Source organism: Brevibacterium litoralis (genome assembly GCF_040212315.1).
Taxonomy (GTDB): domain Bacteria; phylum Actinomycetota; class Actinomycetes; order Actinomycetales; family Brevibacteriaceae; genus Brevibacterium; species Brevibacterium litoralis.
In genome coordinates this window covers 38,518-53,851 of record NZ_JBDIUY010000026.1, presented here as the reverse complement: position 1 = coordinate 53,851, position 15,334 = coordinate 38,518, and the positions used below count along the sequence as shown (strand labels likewise).

The window sequence follows — 15,334 nt, the reverse complement described above, 5'->3', positions numbered from 1 at the left end:
TGAATCGCTTTGGCCCCCTGAGATGCTCATCTCAGGGGGCCAAAGCGATTCAGCGGGCCAGGAGTCCTCCGCCGGAGGCGGCGTCGGGCTCAGCCGGTGGGGTGCCGGGGCTCGGGCGGCGTCGGACTCAGCCGGTGGGGTGCCGGGGCTAGGGCGGCGTCGGACTCAGCCGGCGCAGTCGGTGCAGATCGGGTGTCCGCCCTCGTCGCTCGCCAGCTGCGAACGGTGACGGACGAGGAAGCACTCCATGCAGGTGAACTCGTCGTTCTGCTTGGGCAGCACACGCACGGAGAGTTCTTCGTTGGACAGGTCGGCGCCCGGCAGCTCGTAGCTGTCCGCCGCGACCGCCTCGTCCTCGTCGACCTGGCTCGCCTGCTTCTGGTTGCGTTCGGCCTTGAGCTCTTCGATCGAGTCGTTCTTGAGCTCCTCGTCCTGCTTGCGAGGTGCGTCGTAATCGGTCGCCATGTGGTCAGATCACTCTTTCGCGGGAAGGATTGTGCGGTGGAGGTGAACGCGCACAAAGGGGCTGATCCGGGCTGTGGCAACGGGCTGCCTGGCCGATCTGAGCGGGCCGGTGTAGGGCCCTCTGTGCAATGTCCCCGCTATTGTGCACGTCCGACCCTGTTTTGGCAAGGGTGAATCATGTCACATTTTCCGGGCGCATTGTTGCGGCACTCGTGCTGCATTGCCGCCCGGAACATGCCACCACCGGGGTCGGTCGTTCTCGGCGGAAATGATGCCACGCCCGCCGGTCCCGTGGGGACCCCACGGGCGTGACGTCCGCCTCAGGTCAGGTGCAGGTCAGGCGAATGGCCCGAGGACTCACGAACGACTCAGACGGCGTCGATCGGCTGCCGGTCGCCGGTGCCGGCGGCGGCCCACACCGGGGTCGTCCCCCGGTCGACGGCGCCACGGCAGCACTCGATCGAGCACGCACCCGACCCGGCGGTCAGCGCACCCTGGGGCGTCACCGCCGGCGTCGGCGGCTCCTCACCCCGGCGCTGGGCCGCCCGCTCGAGCACGAGGTCGACGAGCCCGGACACGAACTCCGGCCGGGTGCCCACCGTCGGCGCCCGGAAGTAGTCGAGCCCCAGGTCCGCGGCGGTCTGCCGCGCCTCGGTGTCGAGGTCGAAGGCGACCTCCATGTGGTCGGAGACGAACCCCAGCGGTACCGTGACGATGCCCGTCACGCCGGCCTCCTTGAGTTCCTCCATCCGGTCGTTGACGTCCGGATCGAGCCACGGCACGTGCGGGGCTCCCGACCGCGAGCAGTAGACGAGCTCCCAGTCGAGCGGCATGTCGTCACCGAGTTCGGCGACCATCCACTCGATGAGTTCCCGGTGCTGTGCGGCGTACCCGACGGTCTCCGCCTCGGAGGCGTCCTGCATGCCCTGCGGGATCGAGTGCGTGGTGAAGAGCACGCGGTGGACCTCCGGATCGAGGCGACCGTCGGTGACGACGTCCGCGAGACCGGCCAGCCCCTCGCGCAGGCACTCCAACTCCGCGCGGGCGAAACCGGGATGGTTGAAGTACTGGCGGATCTTGTCGAACCCGACCGTGTGGCCCTCGTCGGCCAGGGCGATCCGCGTCTTCCAGAAGTCCTCGCGGTACTGCCGGCACGACGAGTACGAGGAGTAGGCGGAGGTGTCGATCGCCAGGAACTGCGTGCGACCGTGCTCGACCACCTGGTCCCGTACGACATCGGTGAGGTAGGGCTCCCAGTTCCGGTTGCCCCACAGGACCGGGACGTCCAGGCCCCGGGACTCGACCTCCGCCTGCAGCGCCGCGAGCAGCGCCCGGTTCTGGTCGTTGATCGGGGACTTCCCACCGAACCCGTAGTAGTGCTCGCCGACCTCTTCCAGTCGTTCGTCCGGGATGCCACGCCCCTCGGTCACGTTACGGAGGAACGGGACGACCTCCTCGGGCTTCTCCGGTCCGCCGAAGGACATGAGGACGATGGCGTCGAAGGGTTCGAGTTCTGCAGAAGTCACCTTCGAGATTGTACCGGCACTGGAACGCCCACCCGGCGCGAGATACCCCACACGGAACGCGGAATCCCACCCCTCGACACCGCTGATCCGGCGACTCGCCCGCCCGGTTCCCGGCCGCGGGCCTGCCCCCGTGACACGATGCCAGGCGACAACGCGTTTCACGGAGGTCGGACCGATGACGGAATTGACACTGCACGGTGTGCACGAGGACGAGGAGCACCTCGTCCTCGTCGACGACGCCGGCCACGAGTACACGGTGGCCATCGACGAACGCCTCTTCGCCGCCGTCCGACGGGACCGGTCCCGCCTGTCCCGCCTGCACGCCGACGGCGAGTCCGTGCGCCCCCGGGACATCCAGGCGATGATCCGCTCGGGCATGACCGCCGAGGACGTGAGCGAGTCCACCGGCGCGTCCCTGACCCACGTCCGCCAGTACGAGGGCCCCGTCCTCGCCGAGCGCGCCCACGTGGCCGATCGGGCCGGCCGGGTGCCCGTCTTCCCCGAGGGGGACACCGAGGCCACCCCGACCCCGCTCTCCGCCCTCGTCCGCCGCCGCCTGCTCGTGCGCGAGGTCGACCCCGACTCGATGTCCTGGGACGCCTGGAAGCGCCCGGACGGCACCTGGTACGTCGAACTCCGCTTCGTCGCCGCCGGCAAGGACCGGACCGCCGGGTGGTCGTTCGCCCGGGGCGCGGTCGACCCCCTCGACGACGAGGCCCGCTGGCTCACCGACACCGGCCCCACCGACTCCGGCCCGATCCCCACCTTCGGCACCGCCCAGGAACGGGACCGTGGCATCGGCGCGGACGCCGGCCGCACCGGCGCCACCGGGGCCGACCCGGACACTCCCACGGATGCGTCCCGGAACGGTCGCCACAAGGAGGAGACCGGACGGATCCTCGAGAGTCTGCGCCGTCGCCGGGGTCGCCAGGCCGCCGCGCGGGACGACCAGGAGTCCGCGGGCCGCCCCGCCTCCGCCCTCCCCAAGCCCGCCCGCGCCGGTGGCCTGCACGCCGTCACCCGCACGCCCGAGCGCACCCCGGACGGCGCCCACACCGCCCTGAGCGCCCCCGAGGAAGCCCTCGACGACCGCGTCATCGCCGTCCCCCGCCCGGGCCAGGCACCCGAGGTGCCCGTCCGCCCCGTCGCCCTCCGCGACGCCGAGCCCGCCTCCTCCGGTCGCGCGCTCCGCAGCACCGAGTACGAGGATCTCGCCGACGACCCGGCCCAGCTCTCCGTGCTCGACGAGCCCGGCGTCGCCGAGGACATGACCGACCTCCCCTCGAACGCCACCGTCCCGATCCTCCGCCGCGAGGACGCGGCCCACACGCCGGGCGACGTCGAGCACGACGCCGACAGTGCGGAGTCCGCGGACGGCACGACCGACGAGGACACCTCCGACAGGGACGCAACCGGTCAGCACCGACCGTCCGCGCAGGACGGCCGCACCACCGACCCCGCCGCCGAGGCGCCCTCCACCTCGCCCTCTCCGGCACCGACCGGCGACGCCCCCGCACGCCTCGGTGGTGGACCGGCACGTCTGGGCGGAGGTCCGGCACGACTCGGTGGAGGTCCGGCACGCCGGGGCGGCGGTCCCGCCCCGGTCCGACCGGTGGGGCAGGACGATTCCGCCCCGTCGACGCAGGCTCCCGCCACCGGGACCGACACCGCGGCCGGGAACGACACCGCGGCGCAGGGGCCGAACGACCCGGCCGCGCAGGACGCCCCGACGCAGGGTTCGATGGCGCAGGGCTCGCCGACACAGGATTCCGGCGACGACTCCGGCTCCACGGGGTCGAACGGCGGCAACCGGTCCAAGAAGGGCCGCTCCTCGGTCCCCAGTTGGGACGAGATCATGTTCGGCGGCCGCCGCCCCTGAGCTTTTCACCGCCCGCTCCCCGGCACCCCACCCTGAGCCCGACGCGTGCACCGTCCATCCGGGCGCACGCAATGTGAGATGTCGGCTCTCTCGTGAGTGCAGTGTTCGAACACTGCATCTCACAAGAGAGCCGACATCTCACATTCAGATGGCGCGGGCGGGTACCCCGACCTCGTCACCGGCATCCGTGCCGGGCACGTGGGCGGCGAGGTCCACGTGACCGTCGCCGGGGCGCGCCTCGCCGGTGCGGTGGGTGACGAGGAGGACCATCCGGTCGTCGAGCCCCGCCCGAAGATCGTCCATGAGCGCGGCGGCCAGGGGCGGGTCCAGATGCGCCGTCGGCTCGTCGAGGACGACCACCCGTGACCGCGCCAGGAGCGTGCGTGCCACCGCCAGGCGCTGCCGTTGACCACCGGACAGGTGCGACCCGCCGGCCCCGATCCGTGCGTCGAGCCCGATCTGCTCGACCAGGTCCCCGAGCCCCACGCGGCGCAGCACCTCCTCCATCTCGGCCTCGTCCGGGGCGTCCTCCCGGTCCCGCGCGATGAGCAGGTTGCCCCGCAGCCCCGAGTCGAAGACGTGTGACTCCTGCGGGCACCACGCCACCCGTCCGACCAGCGCCTCCGGCCCCCGGTCGAGGACACTCCTGCCGTCGAGCCGGTAGTCCCCGGCCACGGGGGCGAGGAACCGCAGCACCACACTCACGAGGGTCGTCTTGCCCGACCCCGAGGGGCCCGTCACCACGGTCCACTCACCCGGTCTCATCCGCGCGTCCACCCCGGAGAACACCAGCGCGAGTGTTCCCGGCCAGCGGGCCGCCACCCCGTCGAGCTCGACGAGGCGCGGATCCGGCACAGGGCGCACACCCGGGAGGTCGTCCCGGCCGTCCCTCGCACCCGGCGCGTTCTCCGCGCCACCCTGCTCGCTCGCCCCGGCACCCGGCCCGGTCTCGCCGTCACCGGGTGCGTCGAGTTCCGGCACCCGGGCGAGCACCGCGCGTAGCGTCGGCCACTGTTGGAGGGCGGCGAGCGCGTCGGCCCAGGTGTCGAGGAGGGCCAGCGGCAGCAACACGGTGACCGCCAGCAGCGCCGGATCGAGGGAGCCGGCGAGCACCGCGGGCGCAAGCACCGGCAGCATGAGCGCACCGGTGACGATCCCGGTGCCGGTGAGGAGCGCCTCGCCGGTACCCGTCGCCCGGACGGCACGTCTTTCGGCCCGGCCGGCGCGGGAGTCGAGCGTGGCGAGATCGGCGACCGCGGCCTCTCCCCGGCCGTTGCCCACCAGGTCCTCGCGTGCGTGGAGGAGGGCCGCGAACCGGGCGAGCACCGCACGTCGGACCTCCGTGCGCACCCGGGTCGCCCGGGCGTCGAGGAGGAGCGTGAGCGGTGGCACGCCGCCGAGTGCGAGCACCGACCCCAGCGCCAGGACGAGCCCCGCCCACGGGTGCACGAGAGACAGGGTGACCACCGCAGCGACCGACACGACCACCGCGACGACCGGCGGCAGGACGACCCGTGGCGCCAGGTCCCGGACGTCGTCGACATCGGAGACCAGCCGCGTCAGTGCCGCCTCCCCACGCTGCAGGTGCCGGTCCGCCGTCCCCGTCCGGGCGAAGGCGCCCCAGATGCGCACCCGCAGGTCGACGAGTGCGTCGAGCATCGCATGGTGCAACGACAACCGTTCCCAGTACGTGAAGACGGACCGCGACAGCCCGAAGAAGCGGACACCGACGATCGCGACGAGCAGGTACATGATGGGCGGCTGCGTGGCCGCGTGCACGATGAGCCAGGCCGACACCGCCGTGAGCGCCGCTCCCGCCGCCACCGCGACGATCCCGCACAGCACCGCGAGCCAGAACCGCGGCCGACGCATGTCCACGGCCCGTGCCAACCGTCCGAGCGCCCGCCGCACACCGATCGCCCCGGCACCGGCGCCGTCGGGTGCAGGACCGTCAGGAGTGGAACCGTCGAGTAGGCGCTCCCTCCCCGTCCACCGGGCACTCCCGTCCGCCGAGGCGCCCTGCCCCCGCTCCTCCCCCGTGCCGTCCCCGTCCGGTCCGGTCGCACCCGTCCCGCGTGCCGGGGCATCTGGAACCATCCGCCCGTCCGCCAGGTGCATGACCTGGTCCGCCCGGGCGACGAGGGCGGGATCGTGCGTCGCGACGACGACCGTCGCCGAGTCCGTGAGCTCCCGCAGGACCGCACGCACCCGCTCGGCCGCGTCCGGGTCGAGATGGGCGGTCGGTTCGTCCGCGAGGACCAGCCGAGCGCCGGCCCACACCCGGACGAGGGCTCGGGCGAGCGCCAGCCGGCGGAGTTCCCCCGGGCTCAGTGCGGCACAGGAGGTCTCCGGCGACAGGTCGAGTCCGACCGCGCGCAGCGCCCGCTGCCGGTCGTCGGCCGAGCACTCCCCCGCGTACAGCCGCAGTTCCGCGTCGAGGGTCGCCGCGTGGGTCCGCGGGGCCTGCGGCACCCAGGCGCGGGCGGATTCCTCCCCGCTCCCACCGATCACGGACCCCGTCACCCGGGTCCCGCCCTCGGCCCGCACGAATCCCGCGAGCACCCCGAGCAGGGTGGACTTCCCCGCGCCCGAGGCGCCCGTGAGCACGGTGAGTCCCCTCTCCGGGATCCGCGCGTCGACCTCCACGAGTGCGGGGACGTCGCGCCCGGCATGGGTGACGGTCAGGCCGTCGATCCGGAGCGCCTCGGCTGCGTCACCTCCCTCGTCCGGGGACCGTGGGGCGGGCACCCGCGCGGCGAGGGGTGTGCCGATGACCTCCTGCACCCGGCGGAAGGCGGCCAGCCCGTTCTCCGTCGAGTGGAAGGCAGCGCCCAGGCGCCTCAGTGGCAGGAAACACTCGGGCGCGAGCACGAGGGCGAACAGTCCGTCCCGGAGCTCCATCCCGCCGTGGACGAGACGGACACCGATGAACACGGCGACGAGCGCCACGGAGATCGTCGCGAGGAGTTCGAGGGCGAGCGCACTGAGGAACGCGACCCGGAGCGTGGTGAGCGTCGTGTCCCGGTACGCCGCCGTGATCCGGCCCAGCGCGGCCGTCTGGGCCCGGACCCGACCGAGTCCCACGAGCACGGGCAGTCCCCGGGCCAGCTCGACGAGGTGGGTGGAGAGTCGGTCGAGCGCGGCGGTCGCCTCCTGCACGCGTTCGGCGGTGTACCCGCCGATGAGCACCATGAAGAACGGTACGAGCGGCAGGGTGAGGCACAGGACCACCGCACTCACCCAGTCGGCGAAGAGGATCCGGGCGATGAGGACGAACGGGACGACGAGCGTGGCGGTGAGGGCAGGGAGCACCTGGGTGAAGTAGTCGTCGAAGTCGTCGAGCGATCGGGTGCCGAGCAGGCCGAGGGCCCCTTCCGGGACGCCGATGTCGCGGGTCGATCCGGACAGTATGCGGGAGGCGAGCGCCCGCCGGGTCTCCTCCCGGACCGTGACGGCCGCGCGGGCCCCCACGCTGCGGGTCGCCCAGGCGACGAGGGCCCGGAGGACACCGCCGAGCACCGCCGTCGCCACGGCCAGGTGGGACCCGGAGTCCCAGGTGCCGACGAACAGGTCCGCCACACCCCGGGACAGCCCGTCGGCGACGAGCACGAGACCGAGCGCCTTGAGCGCGGCGATCCCGGTGAGGAGGGCGAGTGCCCGGCGGCCCGCGATCGAGGCGAGGGCGATCGCCACCGGCGAACGGGTGGAAGGAGTGCGGGGCATGGGGTCCTCTCACCTCGGGGCGGGAGTGGAGCGGGCGGGTGCGCCGAGTGCGGGCGGGGCTCCTCGGGCGCGTTCAGTGGGTCCGGGCGCCGGCGTGACCGCGGATGGCCACCGGCACGACGTGGGCCTCCGGGATGTGCTCGACGCGTAGTCGGCGGGCGAAGACCCGGTAGCTCCAGATCTGGTAGCCCAGCACGATCGGCACGAAAACGATCGCGACGGCGAGCATGACGCCGAGCGTGTAGCCCGAGGAACTCGCCGTGTCGACGGTGAGCGAGAAGGCCGGGTCGAGCGTCGAGGGCAGGACGACGGGGTACATGTTCGTGAAGATCGACACGACCCCGAGGACCAGGAACCCTGCCTGGGCGAGGAAGGCCCGCTTCTCCGCGCCGCGGGAGATCCACACCCACATGAGGACCATGGAGGCCGCGGCGAGCAGGATGATCGCCCACCCCCACCACGTGCCGGTGGCCACCTGCACCCACACGACCCACGCGACGAGTGGCACGAGGAGGAACGGGGCCCATCGGCCGGCCGCCCGGCGGGCGCGCTCGCGGACCGGACCGTCCGTCTTGAGTGCGACGAAGAGGAGACCGTGGAGCCACGTGAAGCCGAGGACGCCCAGGCCGCCGATGACCGCGGGGACCGTGAGCCAGGCGAAGGGACCGCCGATGTTGTCACCGTTGGCGTCGAGCGGCATCCCGGTCGAGGTGAGTGCGAGCATCGCACCCACGCAGAAGGCCGCGACCCCGGAGCCCAGGGCCATCGCCCAGGTCCAGAAGGACCGCCACCGGTCACTGTGGCCCTTCCCGCGGTACTCGATGGAGATCGCCCGGAAGATGAGGGCGAGCAGGGTGAGGGTCAGTGGCAGGTAGAGCGCGGAGAACAGCGAGGCGTACCAGAACGGGAAGGCGGCGAAGGTCGCACCGCCGGCCGTGAGCAGCCATACCTCGTTGCCGTCCCAGACGGGTCCGATGGTGTTGAGCAGCAGGCGGCGCTCCCGTTCGTCCCGGGAGAACCACTTGATGAGCATGCCCACACCCAGGTCGAAGCCCTCGAGGAAGAGGTATCCGAGCCACAGGACGGCGATGAGCACGAACCAGACGGTGGGAAGGAATTCCATGATCGTTGACCTCCAGTGCCGGTGGGGCGCTCAGTAGGCGAAGGACAGGACGTCGTCCTGCGACTCGACGGACTTCGGGGTGGTGGTGGGCTTGCCGAGCTCGGGCATCGCGGACACCACGCCACCGCGGGCGTAGCGCATGATGAGCCTCAGCTCGACGACCATGAGTGCGCCGTAGACGAGGGTGAGACTGATGAGGGAGAAGAGTAACTCCCCCGGGCTCACCTGTGGCGACACCGCAGCCGCGGTGAACAGCCACACCCCATCGACCCCCGAGGGGTCCGGGTTCGGGGCGACCACGAAGGGCTGACGGCCCATCTCCGTGAAGACCCAGCCGGCGGTGTTCGCGATGAAGGGTGCGGCGATCCCCCACAGGGCCAGCCGGTCGAGGAACCACGACCGGGGCACGGTGCCACGCCGGGTGATCCACAGGGCCACGGCCGCGAAACCGGCGGCCAGCACCCCGAAACCGATCATGATGCGGAAGCCCCAGTAGGTGACGAACATCGAGGGCTGGTAGTCGATCTCCTGCCCGGAGTACTCCCCGTACATCTCGCCCTCGGGCAGGGTGGTGCCGTAGGAGGCCTCGTACTCCTCGATGAGGGAGTTGACGCCGGGCACCTCGGTCGTGAAGTCGCCCTTCGCGAGGAAGGAGAGGAGGCCGGGGACCTCGAGGACCGGCACGACGTCCGCGCACTCGTTGGAGTCGAGGTTGCCGAAGGTGAGCACGGAGAACTCGGTCCCGTCGTGGCAGGCCGCCTCCGCCGAGGCCATCTTCATGGGCTGCTGCTCGTACATGAGCTTCGCCTGGATGTCACCGGTGGCAGCCACCGCGAGGAAGGCCGCGACCGCCACCCAGCCGGCGATCCGCAGGGAACGCCACCACACCATGTAGTCGGTCCGGTCGCGGCCGGGCACCTCGGGCGCCTCACCGACGACCACCTTCTTCGTCACGGGGTCGACGGTGTCGATCCCGTCGACCCGCCGCCGCCACAGGTGGTGCCAGGCGATGCCGAGCATGAACCCGGCGCCGACGGCCACCGCCCCGGCGAGCGTGTGCGTGTAGGCGGCCATCGCCGTGTTGTTCGTGAGCACCGCCCCCACGTCGGTCATGACCGCCCGGCCGTCGATGAGTTCGACACCGACCGGGTGCTGCATCCACGAGTTCGCCACGATGATGAAGTAGGCGGACAACCAGGACCCGATGACCGCGGCCCACAGGACGGTAAGGTGCAAGCGCCGGCTCACCCGGCCCCAGCCGAAGATCCAGATCCCCAGGAAGGTCGACTCGAGGAAGAAGGCGACGAGCGCCTCCATCGCCAGGGGTGCGCCGAACACGTCACCGACGAACCGGGAGTACTCCGACCAGGCCATCCCGAACTGGAACTCCTGCACGATGCCGGTCGCGACACCCATGATGAAGTTGATGAGGTAGAGCTTCCCCCAGAACTTCGTGGCCCGCAGCCAGTACTCGTTACCGGTGCGGTGGTACATGGTCTGGAGGACCGCCACGAGCAGTCCGAGGCCCAGTGTCAGGGGCACCATCCAGAAGTGGTAGACGGTGGTGATGCCGAACTGCCACCGCGCGATGAGGACCGGGTCCACGCTCGCCTCCTCGGTCGAAGGATCATTTGTCTTCCACGCACGTATTCTACGCCGCGTAGAAGTTCTACGGATCGTAGAATACGCCCGTCCGGCCGATTCGGAGGTATGACGTCCCACATGGAGGACGGACGCGTCCCACGCCCGACGATACGGCCGGATGCAGGAAAATGCGACGGAACTCACAGATTTCGACCATGTTTCACGGGTGCGTTCTCCCACGTGACACCCGGTGTCGGGCCCGACACATCTCATCGTGCGGATTTGTCGACAGCGCGTAGAATAGTGGCGACATCGGTGCTGGCCGACGAGCCGACACATGAGAGCCGAGGCAGAGGAGACACGTGGAAACCCTGGGTGAACTGGAACGCAGCGTCCTGAACACGCTGTGGAACGCGGAGGACGGGCTCACCGCCGCCGGTCTCCGTGAGGAACTCCAGGGCCGCGATCTGGCCCTCACCACGGTCCACACCGTCCTCACCCGCCTGGAGAAGAAGGGCTTCGTCCGTCGCGACCGCGGCATGCGCCCCCACAAGTACCTGGCCTGCTCCTCCCGCGAGGACCACGTCGCCGACCTCATGAGCGAGGTCCTCGACCAGGCACCGGACCGTCAGGCGGTCCTCGCCCGCTTCCTCGGCACCGTCTCCGAGTCGGACACCGCCTACATCGGTTCCCTCCTCGGCTTCCGCCGCTGAAAGTTGCTCCGCCCGGGTCCTGTGGTCCCGGCACAGGCGTCCTCCCCCTACCGCTGATTCCTTCTCTCTGAGACCCCCGGACTAGGCTCGAACCATGGTGTTGTCCGGATCGGTCCTCGTCGTCCTCGCCGTCGTGCTCGCATGGCCGATCCCCCTCGTCCTGTCCCGGCGGGCCGACCGGTACCCCGGTCCTGATCCGATCTCCGAGGTCGTCCTCTGGCAGGCCGTCGGACTGGCCGGTGGTCTCTCGCTCATCGGTACCGCCCTCGTCTTCGCGGTCGCCCCGTTCTCGGAATCCCTGCACGACGGACTCACCGGACTGCTCGCCGTGGTCCGCCACCCCTCACTCGCCCACGGTCTCGCGTGGTGGCAGTGGATCCTCCTCGTCCTCGCAGGAATCCTGTCCGTCCGTCTCATCGGCTGCCTGTACCTGCAGTGGCGGGACGTGCGGCGGCACCGGCGCAAGCACGCGGCCCTCGTCGAACTGCTCACCGAACCCTCGGAGGAACTGCCCGGGACCCGGGTGATCCCGGCCCAGGAGCCCGTCGCCTACTGTCTGCCCGGCCGACGGTCCGGCACGACGGTCGTGTCGACCGGTCTGCTCGAGGCACTCACCCCCGCCCAGCGGCGCGCGGTCGTCACCCATGAGCAGGCGCACCTGATCTTCCGGCACGAGCTGCTCGTCCTGCCCTTCGCGGCCTGGAACCGCGCGCTGCCGTTCCTGCCGGTCACCTCGGCCGCACTGCGCAGCGTGTCCTCGCTCATCGAACTCATGGCCGACGACATGGCCCGGAAGTTCGTCGAACCCCACGACCTGTCGACCGCGATCGCGACGACCGCGGAGGTCTACCCCGGTGACTACCGCAACGACCTCACCGAGGCCCGCGTCGCCCGTCTTTCCGGTCAGCCGCCCACCCGCCGGAGGAGCACCCGGGTGACGAGCCTGCTGCTCGCGGCCGTCCTGCTGCTCGCCCCGACGGTCATGTTGCTCGGCCCCGTGGTCCGCAGCCTCCTCTGAGCCCCTCGCCTCCCGGACACCGCGCGCCGTCGGGCGGCGTCGGGCCCCGGTGGGACCCGGATCAGGCGTCGATGCGTTCGGCGTCGAGGACCGCGGCACCGTCGATGATGAACTCCTTGCGGGGTGCCACCTCGGAGCCCATGAGGAGTCCGAAGACCTCCTCGGCGCGTTCGGCGTCGGCCATCGTCACGCGGCGCAGGCTGCGCATGGACGGGTCCATGGTCGTCTCCGCCAGCTGGTCCGCATCCATCTCACCCAGACCCTTGTACCGCTGGATCGGCTCCTTGTAGCTCTTCTTCTGCTTGTCGAGCTTCCCCAGCAGGGCGTGGAGCTCGGCCTCCGAATAGGTGTAGACCACCTCGTTCGGCTTGCCGCGGGTGCCCTTGATCTCCACCCGGTGCAGCGGCGGCACCGCGGCGAACACCCTCCCGGCGTCGACGAGCGGACGCATGTAACGGAAGAAGAGCGTGAGGAGCAGGGTGCGGATGTGGGCACCGTCCACGTCGGCGTCCGTCATGATGATGACCTTGCCGTACCGCGCGACGTCGAGATCGAAGGAGCGGCCCACCCCGGCGCCGATCACCTGGATGAGCGAGGAGCACTCCGCGTTGGCGAGCATGTCCGACACGTTCGCCTTCTGGACGTTGAGGATCTTGCCGCGGATGGGGAACAGTGCCTGGTGTTCGGAGTCGCGGGCGGCCTTCGCGGTGCCCATGGCGGAGTCACCCTCGACGATGAACAGTTCGCTGTCGGCGACACCGGTGTTCCGGCAGTCGTAGAGCTTGGCCGGCAGCGAGGAGGACTCGAGTGCCGTCTTGCGCCGCTGGTTCTCCTTGTGGGTGCGGGCCGAGATCCGGCTCTTCATCTCCGCGACGAGTTTCTCCTGCAGCATCTTCACCTGCAGTTTGTCCGACTTCTTCGCGGAGTCGAGGACCGCACCGAGTTCCTTCTCGACGGTCTTCGCGACGATCTGGCGGACCCCGGCGGTACCGAGGACCTCCTTCGTCTGCCCCTCGAACTGCGGCTCGGCCAGGCGGACCGTGACGACCGCCGTGAGACCGGCCAGGACGTCGTCCTTCTCCAGCTTGTCCTTGCCGACCTTGAGACGACGTGCGTTCGCCTCGATGTTCTTGCGCAGGGTCTTGAGCAGCGAGGTCTCGAACCCGGACAGGTGTGTGCCACCCTTGGGGGTGGCGATGATGTTGACGAAGCTGCGGACCTTCGTCTCGTAGTCCTTGCCCCACCGCAGGGCGATGTCGACGCCGACCTCCCGCTCGACCTCGCGGGAGACCATGTGCCCGTTCTCGTCGAGGACCGGCACGGTCTCCTTGAAGGTCCCGGTGCCCTCCAGCCGCCAGGTGTCGGTGACCGCCTCGTCGTGGGACAGGTGCTCGACGAACTCGGAGATCCCGCCGTCGAACCGGAACTCCTCGGTCCGGGAGGGGATGATCTCCCCCTCCTCGTCGCGCACGATCCCCCGGTCGTCGGTGATCGACAGGCGCAGGCCGGGTACCAGGAAGGCCGTCTGCCGAGCCCGGGTGACGAGGTCGTCGTAGGAGAACTGGGCGTTCTTGAGGAAGATCTGTGGGTCGGCCCAGTAGCGGGTCCGGGTACCCGTGGTCCCCCGCTTGGCCTTGCCGACGACCTCGAGCTCCGCCGGACCCTCGAAGGGGGTGAAGGGGTTGTCCGGGTGCGGGCCGTTCTTCCCGTCGTCGAACCGGCCGGGGGTCCCGCGGCGGAAGGACAGACGGTAGACCTTCGAGGCGCGCGTGACCTCGACGTCGAGGCGCGCGGACAGGGCGTTGACGACCGAGGCGCCCACACCGTGGAGACCACCCACCGCGGCATAGGACCCTCCGCCGAACTTGCCACCGGCGTGCAGCTTGGTCATGACGACCTCGACACCCGTGAGGCCCGTCTTCGGCTCGGTGTCGACCGGGATACCGCGCCCGTTGTCCGAGACCTCCACCGAACCGTCGGCGTGCAGGACGAGGGCGATGTCCTCACCGTGGCCGGCGAGCGCCTCGTCGACAGAGTTGTCGATGATCTCCCACAGGCAGTGCATGAGACCGCGGGAGTCCGTCGAGCCGATGTACATGCCCGGTCGCTTGCGGACGGCCTCGAGCCCCTCGAGGACCGAGAGTTGACGGGCTCCGTACTCGCCCTGCTCGTCGATGGACGTCTTCTTCGCCACGGACACACCTTTCTTCGCCGGATGACTCGGACAAGTGTACGAAAACCCCTCGGACACACATCTCTCCCACGCCGACCAGCGGGGTCCCACGGCCCACACATCCGTCTCCGGCATACTTGCCTGCGTGACGAGTCGCACAGCGCCCCCGCCTTCCTGGACCGCCGGATCCCGCGCCAGTACCTCCGCCCGCTGCCGAGGCGCCCTCCCGCCCCGGTCTCCCCGGGCCCGGGTACTCCCGGCCGTCTTCCTCCCGGCACTCCTCCTCACCGGCTGCGGTGTCGTCGCGGCGGAACCCGGCAGCTCACCGGACTCCCCCACGCCCACCCCCGTCCCGTCCGCGGGCGACGGTACGGGCACCGACCCGACGGAGGGCACAGGAGGAGAGGGCGCCTCGGCCGCGGCGGACCCGGAGGACACGACCGCACTCGAGGGGCTCGTCGTCGCCCTCGACCCCGGCCACAACGGCGGGAACTCCGGTGCCCCGTCGGAGATCAACGCGCCGGTGGACGACGGCCGCGGGGGCACCAAGGCCTGCAACACGACCGGCACGGCGACCGCCTCCGACTACGCCGAGCACACCTTCAACTGGGAGGTCTCCCAGGAGCTGCAGGATCTACTGGAACGCTCCGGCGCCGAGGTGGTCCTCAGTCGGAAGGACGACGAGGGTGTGGGCCCGTGCGTCGACGAGCGCGGCGCCTTCGCCGACGAGGCGGACCTCATGGTGAGCATCCACGCCAACGGGACCGAGGATTCGTCCGCACAGGGCTTCCACGTGATCGTGCCGGAAGCGAACGACCGCCACGACGACGCCGAGGCGCTCGCGGAGTCCGCCCGTGCGCTCGGTGAGGAGGTCGCCGCCGCCTTCGTCGCGCACGACCTCGACCCGAACCCCGCCTACGGGGAGGACGGGATCGTCGAGCGGGCGGACATCGCGGGGCTGGCACACGCCTCGGTCCCGGCCGTCATGGTCGAGTGCGGTGAGATGCGCAACGCCGAGGACGCCGCCCGGATGGAGTCGGAGGAGGGCCGTGCCGCCTATGCGCAGGCCCTCTTCGACGGGATCGTGGAGTACGCCGCCGCGTCGACGGACCCCTAGACTGTGCGGGTAC

At 70.8% G+C, this 15,334-nt stretch carries 10 protein-coding genes; 4 read left to right on the top strand and 6 right to left on the bottom strand.

All coding sequences use genetic code 11. The features are described 5' to 3' along the window. Positions 1 to 165: 165 nt before the first annotated feature. Positions 166 to 465, bottom strand: a complete 300-nt coding sequence (locus tag AAD496_RS09600) for a DUF4193 domain-containing protein (RefSeq protein WP_349828469.1) — start codon at positions 463 to 465, stop codon at positions 166 to 168. A gap of 368 nt (positions 466 to 833) precedes the next feature. Further along, the gene (locus AAD496_RS09595; protein ID WP_349828468.1) at positions 834 to 1,991 is read right to left on the bottom strand and encodes a ferrochelatase; all 1,158 of its coding nucleotides are present in this window, start codon (positions 1,989 to 1,991) and stop codon (positions 834 to 836) included. Positions 1,992 to 2,166: 175 nt separating this feature from the next. Between AAD496_RS09595 and sepH the strand changes: the two genes are divergently transcribed. Beyond that, a complete protein-coding gene (gene sepH / locus AAD496_RS09590) occupies positions 2,167 to 3,870 on the top strand; it encodes a septation protein SepH (protein WP_349828467.1) in 1,704 nt (567 codons plus the stop codon). 144 nt (positions 3,871 to 4,014) lie between these two features. Here sepH and cydD read toward each other — a convergent pair whose 3' ends face one another. From cydD to AAD496_RS09575, 3 genes are all read right to left on the bottom strand, one after another. After that, positions 4,015 to 7,593: a thiol reductant ABC exporter subunit CydD gene (gene cydD / locus AAD496_RS09585; RefSeq protein WP_349828466.1), complete on the bottom strand. Its 3,579-nt coding sequence runs from the start codon at positions 7,591 to 7,593 to the stop codon at positions 4,015 to 4,017. 73 nt (positions 7,594 to 7,666) lie between these two features. Then, on the bottom strand, positions 7,667 to 8,716 hold the full coding sequence (gene cydB, locus AAD496_RS09580) for a cytochrome d ubiquinol oxidase subunit II (RefSeq protein WP_349828465.1): 1,050 nt from the start codon (positions 8,714 to 8,716) through the stop codon (positions 7,667 to 7,669). Positions 8,717 to 8,746: 30 nt separating this feature from the next. Beyond that, the gene (locus AAD496_RS09575; RefSeq protein WP_349828464.1) at positions 8,747 to 10,321 is read right to left on the bottom strand and encodes a cytochrome ubiquinol oxidase subunit I; all 1,575 of its coding nucleotides are present in this window, start codon (positions 10,319 to 10,321) and stop codon (positions 8,747 to 8,749) included. 341 nt (positions 10,322 to 10,662) lie between these two features. Here AAD496_RS09575 and AAD496_RS09570 point away from each other — a divergent pair, with 341 nt between their 5' ends. Beyond that, on the top strand, positions 10,663 to 11,013 hold the full coding sequence (locus AAD496_RS09570) for a BlaI/MecI/CopY family transcriptional regulator (protein WP_349828463.1): 351 nt from the start codon (positions 10,663 to 10,665) through the stop codon (positions 11,011 to 11,013). Between the two features lie 94 nt (positions 11,014 to 11,107). After that, on the top strand, positions 11,108 to 12,031 hold the full coding sequence (locus tag AAD496_RS09565; RefSeq protein WP_349828461.1) for a M56 family metallopeptidase: 924 nt from the start codon (positions 11,108 to 11,110) through the stop codon (positions 12,029 to 12,031). 61 nt (positions 12,032 to 12,092) lie between these two features. Here AAD496_RS09565 and AAD496_RS09560 read toward each other — a convergent pair whose 3' ends face one another. After that, the gene (locus AAD496_RS09560; RefSeq protein WP_349828460.1) at positions 12,093 to 14,225 is read right to left on the bottom strand and encodes a DNA gyrase/topoisomerase IV subunit B; all 2,133 of its coding nucleotides are present in this window, start codon (positions 14,223 to 14,225) and stop codon (positions 12,093 to 12,095) included. Between the two features lie 124 nt (positions 14,226 to 14,349). Between AAD496_RS09560 and AAD496_RS09555 the strand changes: the two genes are divergently transcribed. Next, positions 14,350 to 15,321 (top strand): N-acetylmuramoyl-L-alanine amidase, encoded by a 972-nt coding sequence (locus AAD496_RS09555; protein WP_349828459.1) that lies wholly within the window; start codon positions 14,350 to 14,352, stop codon positions 15,319 to 15,321. Positions 15,322 to 15,334: the final 13 nt, after the last annotated feature.

What these genes read in the sequence shown, in the direction of transcription:
- AAD496_RS09600 (WP_349828469.1), bottom strand. Translation starts at nt 465, where the DNA reads ATGGCGACCGATTACGACGCACCTCGCAAGCAGGACGAGGAGCTCAAG.
- sepH (WP_349828467.1), top strand. Translation starts at nt 2,167, where the DNA reads ATGACGGAATTGACACTGCACGGTGTGCACGAGGACGAGGAGCACCTC.
- cydD (WP_349828466.1), bottom strand. Translation starts at nt 7,593, where the DNA reads ATGCCCCGCACTCCTTCCACCCGTTCGCCGGTGGCGATCGCCCTCGCC.
- cydB (WP_349828465.1), bottom strand. Translation starts at nt 8,716, where the DNA reads ATGGAATTCCTTCCCACCGTCTGGTTCGTGCTCATCGCCGTCCTGTGG.
- AAD496_RS09565 (WP_349828461.1), top strand. Translation starts at nt 11,108, where the DNA reads ATGGTGTTGTCCGGATCGGTCCTCGTCGTCCTCGCCGTCGTGCTCGCA.